Raw genomic sequence first — 14,918 nt, forward strand, 5'->3', positions numbered from 1 at the left:
AGCGCCCCTTCAGGAGGCCGAGTGGAATCGGAGTTTCAGGGGTTGAGCGGCATGGATGCCGCGAGAGCCGCGATGGGCCAGGGATGGCCCTTCGCGGCGGGCCCCTGAAACTTCGATGGAGCGAGGGAAACGGAGCGCAGCGTAGTAACAGCCGAAGGCTGGCCCGCAGGGTGAGCGAAGCGAATCAGCCCGGCGAAGCCGGGGCCGGATGATGGGGCAGAGACTTTTGCCCACTTTGGGTCGTTTGCCAAAGTGGGTCGCCCGAGGGGGCGAAACAAAAAGCCCCAGCACACTCCGAAGCGGCGCAGGAACACCGATCAAGACGGCGGATAACCCCAGAGGCGTTATGCGCCCTACGACTCTACGACTCCTCGCTCTGCCCCAACCCATGCTGCCGCAACTTGTTGGCAATGGTCGTATGCGACACCCCCAACCGCTTGCCCAGTTGCCGGCTGCTCGGGTGCTCGCGATAGAGCCGCTCCAGCACCGCCCTCTCGAAACGCCCGACGATGACATCCAGCCCACCTTCGAGCGAAAAGTCCCCCAACGGATGCGGCGCGCCGTAATCCGGCAAGCGGATGTGTTCGGGCTTGATGGTACCGCCCTCGCACAGCGAAACCGCCTGGAACAGCACGTTCTCCAGTTGCCGCACGTTGCCCGGCCAGTGGTAGCGGCCGAGGCGGTCCAGCGCTTGCGGCGCCAGCTTGGGCAGGCCGCAGCCGATCTGCCGGCTGGCCTGGTCGAGGAAGTGCTCCACCAGCGGCTCCAGGCCGTCGAGGCATTCGCGCAGCGGCGGGATGTGCAGCGACAGCACGTTGAGACGGTGGTAGAGGTCCTGGCGGAATTCGCCCTTGGTGCAGAGCTCGGACAGGTCGACCTGGGTGGCGCAGATCACCCGCACATCCAGATACACCTCCTCGTCGCTGCCCACCCGACGGAAGCAGCCGTCCTGCAGGAAGCGCAGCAGCTTGGCCTGCAATCGCGGGCTCATCTCGCCCACGCCATCGAGGAACAGGGTGCCGCCAGCGGTCAGCTCCAGCAGGCCGAGCTTGCCTTCCGGGCGAGCGCCTTCGAAGGCGCCGGGGCCGTAGCCGAACAGCTCGGTCTCGGCCATGGACTCGGGCAGGCCGGCGCAGTTCAGCGCCATGAATGGCGACTGCCCGCGCGGGCTGGCCAGGTGGCAGGCACGGGCCAGCAATTCCTTGCCGGTGCCGGTCTCGCCTTCGATCAACAGCGGTGCGTCCAGCGGCGCCATGCGCCGTGCCTCACGGACCACGGCGGCCATCACCCGCGAACTCTGGAAGATGCTGTCGAACCCACGCAGCTCCAGGCGCCGTACATTGTAGATACGCTCGCCGACGCGGTCGGCGCGGTGCAGCGTCAGCACGGCCCCGGCCAGCGCCTCGCTTTCGTCGTGCTCGGATTGCAGCGGCGCGATGTCGGCGAGGAACACATCGCCCTTCACCTTCACCCGCAGGCCATTGATGCGCGCCTTGTTGGCCCGCACCAACTCGGGCAGGTCGAGGTCCTCCACGTAGCGCGACAGCGGGATGCCCGGCACCTCGTCGACGCGCACGCCCAGCAGCTGCGCGGCCGCCCGGTTGCCGGCAACGATCTGCCCGGCCATGTCGATCGACAGCACCGGGAAGTCCAGCGCCGCCAGCAGCGCGTTCAATTCCAGATGACGGCGCTCGCTGGGCATCAGGCCGACGCGCTTGACGCCGAACACGCCGGGCACCGCTTCGAGCTTGGGCTTGAGCGACTGGAACTGCAGGTTGATGAGGTTCGGACAGAGCAGGTAGATGGCGTTGCCCTGCTCGCCGCCGACTTCGCCGCGGTTGACGTTGATGCCGTAGTCGACCAGCAGGTTGAGGATGTCGCGCAGGATGCCGACGCGGTTCTGGCAGTGCACTTTGATGCGCATGGCGGGCCCGTGATTGTGGTTCTGATGGGCGTTCCGGCGTGGATATTCGCAAGGCCACCGGAAATTTCCGTCAAGAATATGTGACACATGGACGCACCTTCAAGCCGTGGCCCGATGCTTTCACGCCAAGTCGTAAGCATTTCTTTACGGATTTGATGACTATCCAGGCCGCCGAGGCTCTATCCGGGGGCTGTGCGCCGGCATCGCTCGCGCTATTTCTGGGGCATCACAACAACAAGGCCTCGCCGCCGGAGGACCCATGAAGACAACGCAGTACGTGGCCCGCCAACCTGACGAGAACGGTTTCATCCATTACCCGGAAACCGAACACCAGGTCTGGAACACCCTGATCACCCGCCAGTTGAAAGTGATCGAGGGCCGCGCGTGTCAGGAATACCTGGACGGCATCGAACAACTCGGCCTGCCCCATGAGCGCATCCCGCAACTGGGCGAAATCAACCAGGTGCTGCAAGCCACCACCGGCTGGCGCGTGGCACGGGTGCCGGCGCTGATTCCCTTCCAGACCTTCTTCGAACTGCTGGCCAGCCAGCAGTTCCCGGTGGCCACCTTCATCCGCACCCCGGAAGAACTGGACTACCTGCAGGAGCCGGACATCTTCCACGAGATCTTCGGCCACTGCCCGCTGCTGACCAACCCCTGGTTCGCCGAGTTCACCCACACCTACGGCAAGCTCGGCCTGGCCGCCAGCAAGGAAGAACGCGTGTTCCTCGCCCGCCTTTACTGGATGACCATCGAATTCGGCCTGCTCGACACCCCGCAGGGCACGCGCATCTACGGCGGCGGCATCCTCTCCTCGCCGAAGGAGACCGTCTACAGTCTCTCCAATGTCCCCGAGCATCAGGCCTTCGATCCGCTGGAATGCATGCGCACGCCCTACCGCATCGACATCCTGCAGCCGCTGTACTTCGTGCTGCCGGAACTCAAGCGTCTGTTCGAACTGGCTCACCAGGACATCATGGCGCTGGTGCGCGAGGCCATGCAGCTGGGCCTGCACGCGCCGAAGTTTCCGCCCAAGCAGGCGGCCTGATCCGCTGCATTTCCCCCTATCTGCGCCTAGGACCGGACCCGGTCGCGAACGTAAGATGATTCGCGAGTCCGCTCCTACGCCTCCCACAAGGCCCCTATTGAGGAGAATCCCATGACCGCACTCACCCAAGCCCATTGCGAAGCCTGCCGCGCCGACGCCCCGAAGGTGTCCGACGAAGAACTGGCGGTACTGATCAAGCAGATTCCGGACTGGAACATCGAAGTCCGCGACGGCCACATGGAGCTGGAGCGGGTCTTCCTGTTCAAGAACTTCCGCCATGCCCTGGCGTTCACCAACGCCATCGGCGCCATCGCCGAGAAAGAAGGCCACCACCCCGACCTGCTGACCCAGTGGGGCAAGGTCACCGTCACCTGGTGGAGCCACGAGCTCAAGGGCCTGCACCGCAACGACTTCATCATGGCCGCCCGCACCGACGAGGTGGCGCAAACCGCCGAGGGCCGCAAATGAGTCATTTCGCCAAGGTCACCCGGGTGCCGGGTGACCCGATTCTCGGCCTGCTCGACGCCTACCGGGCCGACCCGAACCCGGCGCGGCTCGACCTTGGCGTGGGCGTCTACAAGGACGCCCAGGGCCTGACGCCGATTCCCCGCGCGGTGAAGCTCGCCGAGCAGCGCCTGGTGGAAACCGAGACCACCAAGAGCTATGTCGGCGGCCACGGTGACGCGCTGTTCGCCGCCCGTCTGTGCGAACTGGTGCTGGGTGCCGACTCGCGCCTGCTGGCCACCCAGCGCGCCGACGCCACCCAGACCCCGGGCGGCACCGGTGCCCTGCGCCTGGCGGCGGACATCATCGCTCGCTGCCTGCCCGGCAGGAGCATCTGGCTGAGCGACCCGACCTGGCCGATCCACGAAAGCCTGTTCGCCGCCGCCGGTGTGCGCGTGTCGCACTACCCCTATGTCGATGCCGATAACCGCCTCGACGTCGAAGCCATGATCAGCGCGCTGGAGCGCGTGCCCCATGGCGACGTGGTGCTGCTGCACGCCTGCTGCCACAACCCTACCGGCTTCGACCTGGCCTACAACGACTGGCAGCGCGTGCTGGACGTGGTGCGCCGCCGCGAGCTGCTGCCGTTGATGGACTTCGCCTACCAGGGCCTGGGCGATGGGTTGGAAGAGGACGCCCGCGCCGTACGGCTGTTCGCCGACAACCTGCCGGAAATGCTGATCACCAGTTCCTGCTCGAAGAACTTCGGCCTCTACCGCGACCGCACCGGCGCGCTGATCGTCTGCGCCGGCAGTGCCGCCAAGCTCACCGACGTGCGCAGCCAACTGGCGCTGATGGCGCGCAACCTCTGGTCCACCCCGCCCGCCCACGGCGCCGAAGTGGTCGCCACCATCCTCGGCGACACGGACCTCAAGGCGCTCTGGCTGGACGAGCTGGACGGCATGCGCGCGCGCATCGCCGACCTGCGCCTGGGGCTGGTGGAAGCGCTGCGCCCGCACGGCCTGGCCGAGCGCTTCGCCCACATCGCCATCCAGCGCGGGATGTTCTCCTACACCGGCCTGACGCCGGAGCAGGTGCGCCGCCTGCGCGAGGAGCACAGCGTGTACATGGTCGGCAGTGGCCGCGCCAACGTCGCCGGGCTCGATGCCGAACGCCTGGGCGACCTGGCGCTGGCCATCGCCAGCGTCTGCCGCTGAAGCCGCTTTCTTCCCCCTCGACCGGCCCATTGGCCGGTCTTTTTTTGCCGGCAGAACGGTTCGATACAAGCGTCGGGACGGTAGGAGCGGACCTTGTCCGCGAAGGCCCAGCACTGCACTCACGCAGCCGGATGAGCACCTACGAAATGCAGCCGGCGCGCCCCCTCGCCCGTAGAGCGAATAACGCGCGGCGTTATCCGCCGTGATGGGTATCGCTCCGCTCCACGCCATCCTACGGGTCCGCCCAGAACGGTTGCGCCTGTGCCCGTATCAAGAAGGCTGGACCAGCGCGTCCCCCCGACGCTTCCAGCGCCCCGGCGTCTGCCCCGTCCAGCGCCGGAATGCGCGGGAAAAACTGGCCGCCTCGGCATAGCCCAGACACTGGGCGACCTCCTGCAGGTCCATGCGCGACTCCCGCAGCAGGCGCTCGGCGAGCCGCTGCTTGATGCCGTCGTTGAGCGCCTGCAGGCTCTGCCCTTCCTCCGCCAGGCGACGCTGCAAAGTGCGTTCGGACACCCCCAGCCGCCCAGCTACCTGGCCGCCGCCCAGCAGACTGGCGGACTCGCGCAACAACAATTGCTGCACCTGGCGCGCAGTAGGCGTGGCGGCGAGGGTCAGAGCCAGCTCGCCGCATAACTGCTCGCACAATTGCTCGCCACTGTCGCGAGCGCTGATGTGCGCCTGCGGCAGCGGAGCCAGCAGGTCCTCCTTGGCGAACAGCATCGCGTTGCGCCGCGCGGCGAAGCGCGGGACCAATCCGAACAGCGCGTGGAACGATGCCACGTCCGTCGGCTCGGCACTCTTCAGCTCGATAGCCAACGGGTGCAGCGGACGCTGCAGCAGCTCCCGCGACAATTGCAGGCACCCGGAGATGCCACGCTCCACCACGAAGGGCCGGGCGTCCTCGGGCAGCACCGTGTCGTCGTAGACCAGCCAGACGCCGCGCGCCTCGGGCTCGCTGCTGACCGGGCAGAGGGTCAGCGCCAGGCTCTGGAAGCGACCGAACGTCTCGAAGGCCTCCTGCAAGGTACGGCTGGCGAGCATGGTGAAACCGAGGTGACCGAGGGAAGTCAGGTGGTAGCGCTGGCCAGCGTCCAGCCCCAGGCCGGGACGGCCGATGTGCTGCAACACATTGCGGATCACCGCCAGCTCCTGCCAGGCCTGGATACGTACCGCGCGCGACTGCAGGTCCGCCAGCGTGATGGCGCTACCCACCAAACAGGCCTCTGGCGCCAGCCCTGCTTCACGTGCGGTATCGATCAGGTAACGCACCCCGGTGATCTCACGAACCTGACGCCAATCCATCGCGGCCTCCGTGTCGGTACCTGCTGGCGGAGAAAATCAATTTTTGGCGCTGATCATCATGGAAGAAAGCGCGCATGCTGACCATCCTTGAGTGGCCAATAACACCCACAAGAGGCTTCCCCATGTTCGAGTTCTTCTACACCCTGCCGAGCCAGAACCGAGCGGCCGAGTACCGCCACTTCGGCATCGTCCCCGCCACCGGCGCCATCGGCGCGGACGTCACCGGCGTCGATCTGCGGCAGCTGGGCGAGGATGGTTACGCCGAACTGCGCCAGGCCCTGCTGGCGCACAAGGTGCTGTTCATCCGTGGCCAGTCGCTGGACGTGGAAGACCTCGAAGCCGTGACCCTGCGCTTTGGCGAATTCGGCCGCGAACCCTATGTGGTCGGCATGGACGACCATCCCCACGTGGTGCGAGTGGTGAAGGAGGCCAACGAGAAGACGCCGGTGGTGTTCGGCGGCGCCTGGCACACCGACTGGTCCTTCCAGGAGCGTCCGCCGGCCTTCACCCTGCTCTATGGCCATGACATCCCGCCGTTCGGCGGCGACACCCTCTACGCCAACCTGGCGCTGGCCTACGAATGGCTGTCGCCCAAGCTGCGCGCCCAGCTGGAAACCCTCGACGCCATCCACAGCCCGGAGCGCGCCTACGGCGCCGAGGCCAAGCACAACGACCTGATGGAAAACATGGCGGTGCGCTACGGCAGCCACGACGGCGAAGTGCGCTCCCACCCGCTGGTCACCCGCCATCCGGAAACCGGCAAGAAGATCCTCTTCATCAACCCCGCCTACACCAGCGGCATCAAGGGCATGCGCCCCGCCGAGTCGCAACCGCTGCTGGACTACCTGTTCGGCATCGCCACCCAGCCCGCCTTCACCTGCCGCATGCGCTGGACCCAGGGTACCCTGGCGATCTGGGACAACCGCAGCACCTGGCACTACCCGGTGTCGGACTACCACGGCATGCGCCGCGAGATGTACCGCACCACCGTGGTCGGCGACATCCCCAGCCGCTGAGGAGACGCGCCATGAGCACCGACAACCACCAAGCCGCCGCCCGCGCCCTGGCCCAGGCGCGCGTCAGCCGAACGCCGATTGCCGCTCCGGCGGCCACCTATGCCCTGACCGGGCTCGACGACGCCTACCGCGTACAGGCGCTGGGCATTGACCTCGCGCTGGCCGCCGGACATCGCCTGGCCGGCGCCAAGGCCGGGCTGATCTCGCCGGTGATGCAGGCCGCGCTGAAGGTCGATGAGCCCGTGTATGGCCGACTGCTTGCCGAACTGCGCTGCCAGAGCGGCGCGCGTATCTCCCGCGAGCGCCTGCTGCAGCCACGTATCGAGGCGGAAATCGCCTTGCTGGTGGGCCGCAACCTGCCCGAGGGAGAGCCGGACCCCGCCACCCTGCGCACCTGCCTCGACGGCGCGGTTCCGGCCATCGAGATCAACGACACCGCCGTGGCCAACTGGCAGATCGGCCTGCTCGACTCGATTGCCGACAATCTCTGCGCGGGTCTCTATCTCACCGGCAGCCAGCCGGTCGCGCTGGAGAAACTGGAGGGCAAGGCGCTGGCGGTGCAGTTACAGCGCAACGGCGGCCCCGCGTTCCCGCCCACCCAGACCAGCATCGCGGCGGTGCTCGACATCGCCCTGTGGCTGGCCCGGCGCATGGCGCGCCTGGGGGCGCCGCTGAAAGCGGGCGACGTCCTGCTGTGCGGGGCGCTGGCGCCGATGTCGCAGGTCGCGCCGGGGGATGTGTTCGAGCTGGAGATCGAAGGGCTGGGGCGGGTTGGGTGCAGCTTCGAGGGGGGAGCACCGTACCTGTAGAAGCGCGCCATGCGAGCGATCGCGGGCATGGCCCGCTCCTACAGGGGCTCCGGCCCGCCATTTCTGCATGGCTGATGCTGAACATCCGTTGCCACGGTTACGCGAGCACTCAGGGCCCGGCGCTCAGTAATCCACCTTCCCCCGCCCCGCCTTGATCGCCCCGCGCTTGCTCTTGCCCTCCAGTCGACGCGTCTTGGAGCCCAGCGTCGGCTTGGTCGGACGGCGTTTCTTCTCCACCTTCCCGGCACTGCGGATCAGCTCCGCCAGGCGGTTCAGCGCGTCCTCGCGGTTCTGTTCCTGGGTGCGGTACTGCTGCGCCTTGATCACCACCACGCCCTCATCGGTGATCCGCTGGTCGCTCAGGGCGAGCAGGCGTTCCTTGTAGAACTCCGGCAGCGACGACGCACGGATGTCGAAGCGCAGGTGCACGGCGCTGGACACCTTGTTGACGTTCTGCCCGCCGGCGCCCTGGGCGCGAATGGCGTTCAGCTCGATCTCGGCGTCGGGGATCTGCACGGCGTTGGAAATCTGCAGCATGGCGGCGGTTCTGCTGGGAAATATCTGCAGCATATCGCGCCGGGGCACATCTGTCCCTAGGCTATCTAGGCCGCTGCGCAGAGCCATTTCCTGACTTTTGGATCAACTTTTGTATACGAAGTTGTGTACAAGTTTTTCTTGCAATGTCGTCAATTCGCCATTAGAACCCTTTCCTGTCACCGGCCGCAGCGCGAACTGCGGCACGCGGGCCCCATAACAAAAACAAGATTGAGGTGCAGCATGTTTCCAACCGTGTTGGCGCCAGCGGCCACTGAAGCCGCCCGCCTCCAACCGCGTTCCAGCCGCCGCCTGAGCAACGGTCGCTGGCTCGCCCTCGGCACCGCGCTGATCGTCGCCCCCTGGGGCGTGGCGCAGGCCGATGATGGTCGTATTTTCGAGTGGACCAGCAATACCCTCGGGTACCGCTACGGCAAGGACTTCACCAACCCGAACAACCCGAACTACATCAGCAAGAACATCTTCAGCTTCAGCCACGCGGACGGTTACCGCTACGGCAGCAACTTCTTCCACCTGGACGTGCTGGAATCCGACAACAACGATCCGCGCAAGGGCACCAATGAGGGCAGCAGCGAGGTCTACGGGGTGTTCCGCAGCCAGCTGTTCGCCTCACGGGTACTCGACACGCCGCTGGGCACGGGGCTGGTGAAGGACTACGCCTTCACCTTCGGCTTCGATGCCAGCCGCAACAACAACCGTGGCTCGGCGAAGAAGCGCGCCCTGGTGTTCGGCCCGACCCTCAAGTTCAACAGCCCCGGCGTACTGGACCTCTCGCTGTTCTACTACCGCGAGAAGAACCACTCGGGCATCCCCAACGTGAAGCACCCCGACCACACCTTCGACGCCACCTACATGGTCAACCTGACCTGGTTGCGGCCGTTCCAGCTGGGCGACCACGGGGCGAAGTTCCAGGGCTTCATGAACTACACCGGGGAGAAGGGCGAGGACTACAACGACAACGACACCGCGCCGGAAACCCTGGTCCGCACCTCGCTGATGTTCGCCACCCTGCCGGGCACCAAGCGCCAGCCGAACTTCTGGGTCGGCGTGGGCTACGAGTACTGGCACAACAAGTTCGGCGTGGACGGCGGTCGCGGTACCCGTACCTCGACGCCGACGGTGAACCTGGAGTTCACCTTCTAGCGTCGGGAGTGGCGGCGGTTCGCGAGCAAGCTCGCTCCTACAGGGAGCGGCCCGCGCAGGACAAGCTTTTCGTAGGAGCGAGCTTGCTCGCGAACCCGCCCGGCACAATCCCACCGAAGGCACGCCCATGAAAAAGCCCGGCATGAGCCGGGCTTTTTCATGGGCGGGAAAAGAGGTCAGCTCTCCTTGCAGGCCACGCCATCCGCCGGTTCACCGCCCTTCCAGTCCTTGTACAGGGTGGCGTCCTGGCCCTTGGTCCACCACACGTACTGGCCGGCGGCGTACTTGGCGCCGGAGGCGGAGATGACATTGGCGAACACCAGGGTCGAGGCATCGGTCACCGGCACCACGGCCAGGCTGTTGTCGCCCTTGTTCAGGTACTGGACGCCGAACTTGCGGCCGTCCTCGCACTTGTAGGAGACGCTGCGCGAATCCAGCTTGGCGTCGCCGGGCAGGACCAGCGCATCCACCTGCGGCGCCTTCTTCTCTTCGCCGCCACAGGCGACGAGCAGGACCGGCACGGCCGCCGCGAGCAGCCAACGTGCTTTTTTCATGGGTTTCCCTCTGACGAAAAATGGCCCGGTCACTCTAGGAAAGGTCGGTCCGCGTGGTCAATCACACGCGGCCCGACCTTTCGTAGGAGCAAGCCACCCTGTCAGTCGGCAAGGACCGCACCACGCTCGCCGTGCGCCGCCGGCTGACGCTTGAGGCGATAGCAGCCGTACATCACCAGCAGCCACACCGGGATGGCGTAGACCGACACCTGGATGCCCGGGGTGAGCAGCATGACGCCGAGGATGAACACCACGAAGCCCAGGCACAGCCAGTTGGCCGTCGGATAAGCCACGGCGCGGAAGACGGTGCGCTTGCCCTCGGCATCCATGCGTGCGCGGAACTTCAGGTGCGCCAGGCTGATCATCGCCCAATTGATCACCAGCGCGGCGACCACCAGGGACATCAGCAGCTCCAGCGCGCGCGCCGGCACCAGGTAGTTCACCAGCACGGCGAGGAAGGTCACCGCCGCCGAGACCAGCAGCGAGCGCACCGGCACGCCACGCTCGTCCACCTTGGCCAGGCCGCGCGGTGCGTCGCCCTGCTCCGCCAGGCCCACCAGCATGCGGCCGTTGCAGTAGGTGCCGCTGTTGTAGACCGACAGCGCGGCGGTCAGCACCACGAAGTTGAGGACATGGGCGGCGGTGCTGCTGCCGATCATCGAGAAGATCTGCACGAAGGGGCTGCCGCTGTACGCGTCGCCGGAGGCGTTGAGGGTCTGCAGCAGGCTGTCCCAGGGGGTCAGCGAGAGCAGCACGGTGAGCGCGCCGATGTAGAAGATCAGGATGCGGTAGATCACCTGGTTGATCGCCTTGGGGATCACCGTCTTCGGCTGGTCGGCCTCCGCGGCGGTGAAGCCGAGCATCTCCAGGCCACCGAAGGAGAACATGATGATCGCCATGGCCATCACCAGCCCGCTGATGCCATTGGGGAAGAACCCGCCGTGGCTCCACAGGTTGCTCACCGCCGCCTGCTCGCCGCCGGTGCCGCTGGCCAGCAGATAGCAGCCCAGGACGATCATGCCGACGATGGCGGCGACCTTGATGATGGCGAACCAGAACTCCGCCTCGCCGAAGGCCTTCACGTTGAACAGGTTGATGGCGTTGACCACCACGAAGAACAGCGCGGCGGTGGCCCAGGTCGGCACGTCCGGCCACCAGTAGTGGATGTACTTGCCCACCGCGGTGAGTTCCGACATGCCCACCAGGATGTACAGCACCCAGCAGTTCCAGCCCGAGAGGAAGCCGGCGAAGCCGCCCCAGTACTTGTGCGCGAAGTGGCTGAAGGAGCCGGCGACGGGCTCCTCGACGATCATCTCGCCGAGCTGGCGCATGATCAGGAAGGCGATGAAACCGGCAATGGCGTAGCCGAGGATCATCGAGGGCCCGGCGGACTTGAGCACGCCGGCGGAACCGAGGAACAGCCCGGTACCGATGGCGCCGCCGAGGGCGATCAACTGGATATGGCGATTCTTCAGGCCGCGCTGGAGCTGGCCTGCGTGTTGAGTTTCACGCGTCATGCGTCACCTGTTGTTTTTATCTGTGACGTGAATCGGCCGCCCGGCTTGTGGCTGGGCGGTTCGTATTGTGCAGAACGGGCAAGGCAAGGCTAAAGAGCGGTGGAACGGAAGGACTTACTGGGCGTCAGGCTGCACCTCCGGAGCGGCCTGCTGGAAGGCTTCGAGGGACTCGCAGCGCGCGGCAATGGCGAGCAGGCGCGGGCAGCCGGAGAGATCGCAGTCGAAGCGGCGGGCGTTGTACAGCTGGGGAATCAGGCAGGCCTCGAAATAACCAGGGCGCTCGCCGAGGGACAGCGGGCCGGTCCAGCCGGAGACGCCCTTTTCCACCGCGTGCAGGCCAGTCTCGACCCAGTGGCGAATCCAGGCGTTCTTCGCCTCGTCCGCCACGCCCAGCGGACCGCTGAGGTACTGCAGCACGCGCAGGTTGTTCAGCGGGTGGATGTCGCAGGCGATGTGCAGGGACAGCGCGCGGACCTGGGCGCGTTGCAGCGCATCGCGCGGCAGCAGGCTCGGTTGCGGATGGGTTTCTTCCAGATATTCGAGAATGGCCAGGGACTGGGCGATGCGCGCGTCACCGTCCACCAGCAGCGGCACCAACTCCTGCGGGTTGAGCGCCTGGTAGTCGGCGGCGTGCTGCTGGCCGCCGTCCTTGACCAGGTGCACCGGCACCTGGCGGTAGGCCAGGCCCTTGAGGCCGAGCGCGATGCGCACCCGGTACGCGGCGCTGGAGCGCCAGTAGGAATAGAGGGTCAGCATGGCGGCTCTCCGGCGCCGACCGCGAATGGGAGCGGTCGGCGCGAGTGACGGTTACTTGGTCTCGGAGATTACGCCACGGCGAATCTGGTCTTCCTCGATGGATTCGAACAGGGCCTTGAAGTTGCCCTCGCCGAAGCCCTGGTTGCCCTTGCGCTGGATGATTTCGAAGAAGATCGGGCCGATCACCGTGTTGGTGAAGATCTGCAACAGGATGCCGTCGTCGCCCGGTGCGCCGTCGATCAGGATGTTCAGCTCACGCAACTGGTCCAGCGGCTCGCCGTGGCCGGCGACGCGGGAGTCGACCTTCGCGTAGTAGGTGTCCGGGGTGACCATGAAGTCCACGCCGTTGGCGCGCAGCTTGCGTACGGTTTCGTAGATGTCGTTGGTGGCCAGGGCGATGTGCTGGATGCCTTCGCCGTGGTATTCGCGGATGAATTCCTCGATCTGCGACTTGTCGTCGGCCGACTCGTTGATCGGGATGCGGATCTTGCCGCACGGCGCGGTCATCGCGCGGGACAGCAGGCCGGTGAGCTTGCCTTCGATGTCGAAGTAGCGGATTTCGCGGAAGTTGGCGATGCGCTCGTAGAAGCCGGACCAGACATCCATCTGGCCGCGCTTGACGTTGTGCGTCAGGTGGTCGATGGACAGCAGGCCGACGGCGTTGTCGTTGGCGCTGCGGCCTTTAATGAACTCGAAATCGACGTCATAGATGCTCTTGTCGCCATAACGGTCGACGAGATACAGCAGCGAACCGCCGATGCCTTCGACGCAGGGGATGTTCAACTCGCCGAAGTTGGCGTGGCTGCCCACCAGCTTGGCACCCTTGGACTCGACGTAGGCGGCGGCCTGGGCGGCGTTCTTCACCCGGAAGGCCATGGCGCAGGCGCTCGGGCCGTGCTTCTTGGCGAACTCGTGGACGTGACCGGTGGGGCTGCCGTTGAGCACGATGTTGATGTCGTTCTGCTGGAACAGGAAGACTTCCTTGGAACGGTGCTTGGCGGTCTCGGTGAAGCCCATGCCGGTGAACAGCTGGCGCAGTTGCTCGATGCCCTGGGCGTCGGGGGCGGTGAATTCGACGAACTCGAAGCCGTCGGTACCGATGGGGTTGTGCTGCTCGATCTTGGACACGGCGTTCATCCGGCCTCCTCATTGTCGTTATCGGCTGGTACGGCGCGGGCCGTCCAGGCGTCTGGAATGCCTTCATCTCAACCGTCCGCGCCCCTTCGGACAAGCCACCCCCACGCCGCGCCACCCTGCCCGGCCCTGGCTGCGCGGCAAGAAAACCTTACGCCGGGCAAAGCCCCCTGCGGCGTGCCGCCGCACCGTAAAGAATTCGTTACAATGCGGTGTGCCAGCGTGCCACCGCGTGCAACCCAGCTCGCCAGCGAACGCGGCCTGCGGCTACCATGCGGCGCATCTCCACCGCCGAATCCCGCCATGGCCCGCGCCGCTCCCCCCGATTTCGACGCCACCACCGCGTCCCTCCGTGCCCTGGCCCGCAGCTACCCGCGTAGCCTGCACATCGAGCCGCACTCCCACGACTGGGGGCAGGTGCTCTATGCGATGTCCGGGGTGATGTGGGTGGAGACACCGCAGGAAGCCATGCTGGTGCCGCCCAACCGCGCCGTCTGGCTGCCACCGCAGGTGCCCCATGGCATCCGGGTGGTGAGCGAGTTGCAGATGCGCAATATCTACCTGCGGCCCGGCACCGCCGATTCGCTGGGCGAGCAGGTGCAGGCCTTCGAAGTCGGCGGCCTGCTGCGCGAGCTGATCGTGCACCTGGTCGAGCACGAGCGCGAACCGGACACCGACTATTACCAGGCGCTGTCGCAGCTGGCCGTGCTGGAGCTGCAACGGGCCCGCAGCCTGTTGCTGCGCGTGCCGCTGCCGGATGAGTCCGACCGCCGCCTGCTGAATCTCTGCCTGGCGGTGATGGCCGAGCCGTCCCAGGAAATCCCCTTCGAGCAGCACGCCGCCGACGCCGGCGCCAGCGTGCGCACCCTCGCCCGGCTGTTCCAGCGCAGCCTGGGCATGGGCTTCGCCCAATGGCGCCGGCAGGTGCAGCTGGCAACCGCGGTGGCGCAGTTGAGCGAGGGGCTGCCGGTGGGGCAGATCGCCCATGCACTGGGGTATCAGCCGGGGAGCTTCAGCGAGATGTTCAGGCGGGAGTTGGGGGTTTCGCCGTCGGAGTATTGCGGGAGGTAGTCAATCTGCAGGGGCGCCTGATGCGTTATTCGCCTTGGTGCTTGGGTGTTTCTGCGCCGCTTCGGTGTGTGCTGAAAGATTTTGTTTCGCCCCCTCGGGCGAGTCACTTTTCTCAAACGACGGATGGCCGCCCCCCAAAAAGTAACCAAAAGGGCTCGTCCCGACATCCGGCCCCGGCTTCGCCGGGGTCCCCTCGCTCCGGTATCGCTCCGAGGGTCGGCGTACAAGGGCCATCCATGGCCCTTTACGCCTCTCGCGGCATCCATGCCGCTCGCCCCTCTGCGCAATACCTCCACTCGGCCTCCTGACGGGACTCTGCACGCGCCTGATACTTTGGCTGCTTCATGCTGGATTGCTCTTCGTAGGATGGTGTGGAGCGAAGCGATACCCATCGCGGCGGATAACGCTGCGCGTTATTCGCCCTG

Annotated in this window: 15 protein-coding genes; 8 read left to right on the forward strand and 7 right to left on the reverse strand. The window is 66.1% G+C overall.

The window, feature by feature from the left end; translation table 11 throughout:
- Nucleotides 1-361: 361 nt before the first annotated feature.
- On the reverse strand, nt 362-1,924 hold the full coding sequence (locus J5M67_RS10670) for a sigma-54-dependent transcriptional regulator (protein ID WP_207885285.1): 1,563 nt from the start codon (nt 1,922-1,924) through the stop codon (nt 362-364).
- A gap of 38 nt (nt 1,925-1,962) precedes the next feature.
- Between J5M67_RS10670 and J5M67_RS10675 the strand changes: the two genes are divergently transcribed.
- From J5M67_RS10675 to J5M67_RS10690, 4 genes are all read left to right on the forward strand, one after another.
- Complete coding sequence (locus tag J5M67_RS10675) at nt 1,963-2,187, forward strand: hypothetical protein (RefSeq protein ID WP_207885286.1); 225 nt, start codon at nt 1,963-1,965, stop codon at nt 2,185-2,187.
- Nucleotides 2,184-2,972: a phenylalanine 4-monooxygenase gene (gene phhA / locus J5M67_RS10680; RefSeq protein WP_207885287.1), complete on the forward strand. Its 789-nt coding sequence runs from the start codon at nt 2,184-2,186 to the stop codon at nt 2,970-2,972. Before J5M67_RS10675 ends, phhA begins: the two co-directional genes overlap by 4 nt.
- Nucleotides 2,973-3,083: 111 nt before the next feature.
- Nucleotides 3,084-3,440, forward strand: coding sequence for a 4a-hydroxytetrahydrobiopterin dehydratase (locus J5M67_RS10685; RefSeq protein ID WP_207885288.1), 357 nt, complete (start codon nt 3,084-3,086; stop codon nt 3,438-3,440).
- Nucleotides 3,437-4,633: an amino acid aminotransferase gene (locus J5M67_RS10690; protein WP_207885289.1), complete on the forward strand. Its 1,197-nt coding sequence runs from the start codon at nt 3,437-3,439 to the stop codon at nt 4,631-4,633. The genes J5M67_RS10685 and J5M67_RS10690 overlap by 4 nt, the downstream gene beginning before the upstream one ends.
- Before the next feature lie 270 nt (nt 4,634-4,903).
- On the opposite strand, the gene J5M67_RS10695 is transcribed toward J5M67_RS10690, so the two are convergent.
- Nucleotides 4,904-5,938 (reverse strand): AraC family transcriptional regulator, encoded by a 1,035-nt coding sequence (locus J5M67_RS10695; protein ID WP_207885290.1) that lies wholly within the window; start codon nt 5,936-5,938, stop codon nt 4,904-4,906.
- A gap of 122 nt (nt 5,939-6,060) precedes the next feature.
- Between J5M67_RS10695 and J5M67_RS10700 the strand changes: the two genes are divergently transcribed.
- Both J5M67_RS10700 and J5M67_RS10705 read left to right on the forward strand, forming a co-directional pair.
- Entirely contained in the window at nt 6,061-6,954 is an 894-nt protein-coding gene (locus J5M67_RS10700) for a TauD/TfdA family dioxygenase (protein WP_207885291.1), read from the forward strand.
- A gap of 11 nt (nt 6,955-6,965) precedes the next feature.
- Nucleotides 6,966-7,763 carry a 2-keto-4-pentenoate hydratase gene (locus tag J5M67_RS10705; protein ID WP_207885292.1) on the forward strand — a complete coding sequence of 266 codons (798 nt, stop codon included), beginning with the start codon at nt 6,966-6,968 and terminating at the stop codon, nt 7,761-7,763.
- A gap of 123 nt (nt 7,764-7,886) precedes the next feature.
- Here J5M67_RS10705 and arfB read toward each other — a convergent pair whose 3' ends face one another.
- Nucleotides 7,887-8,300, reverse strand: a complete 414-nt coding sequence (gene arfB / locus J5M67_RS10710; protein WP_207885293.1) for an alternative ribosome rescue aminoacyl-tRNA hydrolase ArfB — start codon at nt 8,298-8,300, stop codon at nt 7,887-7,889.
- A gap of 240 nt (nt 8,301-8,540) precedes the next feature.
- Between arfB and J5M67_RS10715 the strand changes: the two genes are divergently transcribed.
- Nucleotides 8,541-9,461, forward strand: a complete 921-nt coding sequence (locus tag J5M67_RS10715; protein WP_207885294.1) for a nucleoside-binding protein — start codon at nt 8,541-8,543, stop codon at nt 9,459-9,461.
- A 176-nt stretch (nt 9,462-9,637) separates the two neighbouring features.
- Here J5M67_RS10715 and J5M67_RS10720 read toward each other — a convergent pair whose 3' ends face one another.
- The 4 genes from J5M67_RS10720 to hppD all read right to left on the reverse strand — a co-directional run bounded on the left by J5M67_RS10720 (nt 9,638) and on the right by hppD (nt 13,425).
- Nucleotides 9,638-10,015, reverse strand: coding sequence for an MliC family protein (locus tag J5M67_RS10720; protein ID WP_207885295.1), 378 nt, complete (start codon nt 10,013-10,015; stop codon nt 9,638-9,640).
- A 101-nt stretch (nt 10,016-10,116) separates the two neighbouring features.
- Nucleotides 10,117-11,532 (reverse strand): amino acid permease, encoded by a 1,416-nt coding sequence (locus J5M67_RS10725; RefSeq protein ID WP_207885296.1) that lies wholly within the window; start codon nt 11,530-11,532, stop codon nt 10,117-10,119.
- Between the two features lie 114 nt (nt 11,533-11,646).
- Nucleotides 11,647-12,288, reverse strand: coding sequence for a maleylacetoacetate isomerase (gene maiA, locus J5M67_RS10730; RefSeq protein ID WP_207885297.1), 642 nt, complete (start codon nt 12,286-12,288; stop codon nt 11,647-11,649).
- Nucleotides 12,289-12,339: 51 nt separating this feature from the next.
- Complete coding sequence (gene hppD / locus J5M67_RS10735; protein WP_207885298.1) at nt 12,340-13,425, reverse strand: 4-hydroxyphenylpyruvate dioxygenase; 1,086 nt, start codon at nt 13,423-13,425, stop codon at nt 12,340-12,342.
- Between the two features lie 300 nt (nt 13,426-13,725).
- On the opposite strand from hppD, the gene J5M67_RS10740 reads away from it, so the two are divergent.
- Nucleotides 13,726-14,493, forward strand: coding sequence for a helix-turn-helix transcriptional regulator (locus J5M67_RS10740; RefSeq protein ID WP_207885299.1), 768 nt, complete (start codon nt 13,726-13,728; stop codon nt 14,491-14,493).
- Nucleotides 14,494-14,918: the final 425 nt, after the last annotated feature.

The organism is Pseudomonas sp. 30_B, from assembly GCF_017491605.1.
Taxonomy (GTDB): domain Bacteria; phylum Pseudomonadota; class Gammaproteobacteria; order Pseudomonadales; family Pseudomonadaceae; genus Pseudomonas.

Excerpts from the sequence above, each read along its gene's own strand:
- J5M67_RS10725 (WP_207885296.1), bottom strand. The coding sequence starts at position 11,532 with ATGACGCGTGAAACTCAACACGCAGGCCAGCTCCAGCGCGGCCTGAAG.
- J5M67_RS10695 (WP_207885290.1), bottom strand. The coding sequence starts at position 5,938 with ATGGATTGGCGTCAGGTTCGTGAGATCACCGGGGTGCGTTACCTGATC.
- J5M67_RS10690 (WP_207885289.1), top strand. The coding sequence starts at position 3,437 with ATGAGTCATTTCGCCAAGGTCACCCGGGTGCCGGGTGACCCGATTCTC.
- J5M67_RS10700 (WP_207885291.1), top strand. The coding sequence starts at position 6,061 with ATGTTCGAGTTCTTCTACACCCTGCCGAGCCAGAACCGAGCGGCCGAG.
- J5M67_RS10685 (WP_207885288.1), top strand. The coding sequence starts at position 3,084 with ATGACCGCACTCACCCAAGCCCATTGCGAAGCCTGCCGCGCCGACGCC.
- J5M67_RS10670 (WP_207885285.1), bottom strand. The coding sequence starts at position 1,924 with ATGCGCATCAAAGTGCACTGCCAGAACCGCGTCGGCATCCTGCGCGAC.
- J5M67_RS10740 (WP_207885299.1), top strand. The coding sequence starts at position 13,726 with ATGGCCCGCGCCGCTCCCCCCGATTTCGACGCCACCACCGCGTCCCTC.
- hppD (WP_207885298.1), bottom strand. The coding sequence starts at position 13,425 with ATGAACGCCGTGTCCAAGATCGAGCAGCACAACCCCATCGGTACCGAC.
- maiA (WP_207885297.1), bottom strand. The coding sequence starts at position 12,288 with ATGCTGACCCTCTATTCCTACTGGCGCTCCAGCGCCGCGTACCGGGTG.
- arfB (WP_207885293.1), bottom strand. The coding sequence starts at position 8,300 with ATGCTGCAGATTTCCAACGCCGTGCAGATCCCCGACGCCGAGATCGAG.
- phhA (WP_207885287.1), top strand. The coding sequence starts at position 2,184 with ATGAAGACAACGCAGTACGTGGCCCGCCAACCTGACGAGAACGGTTTC.
- J5M67_RS10715 (WP_207885294.1), top strand. The coding sequence starts at position 8,541 with ATGTTTCCAACCGTGTTGGCGCCAGCGGCCACTGAAGCCGCCCGCCTC.
- J5M67_RS10705 (WP_207885292.1), top strand. The coding sequence starts at position 6,966 with ATGAGCACCGACAACCACCAAGCCGCCGCCCGCGCCCTGGCCCAGGCG.
- J5M67_RS10720 (WP_207885295.1), bottom strand. The coding sequence starts at position 10,015 with ATGAAAAAAGCACGTTGGCTGCTCGCGGCGGCCGTGCCGGTCCTGCTC.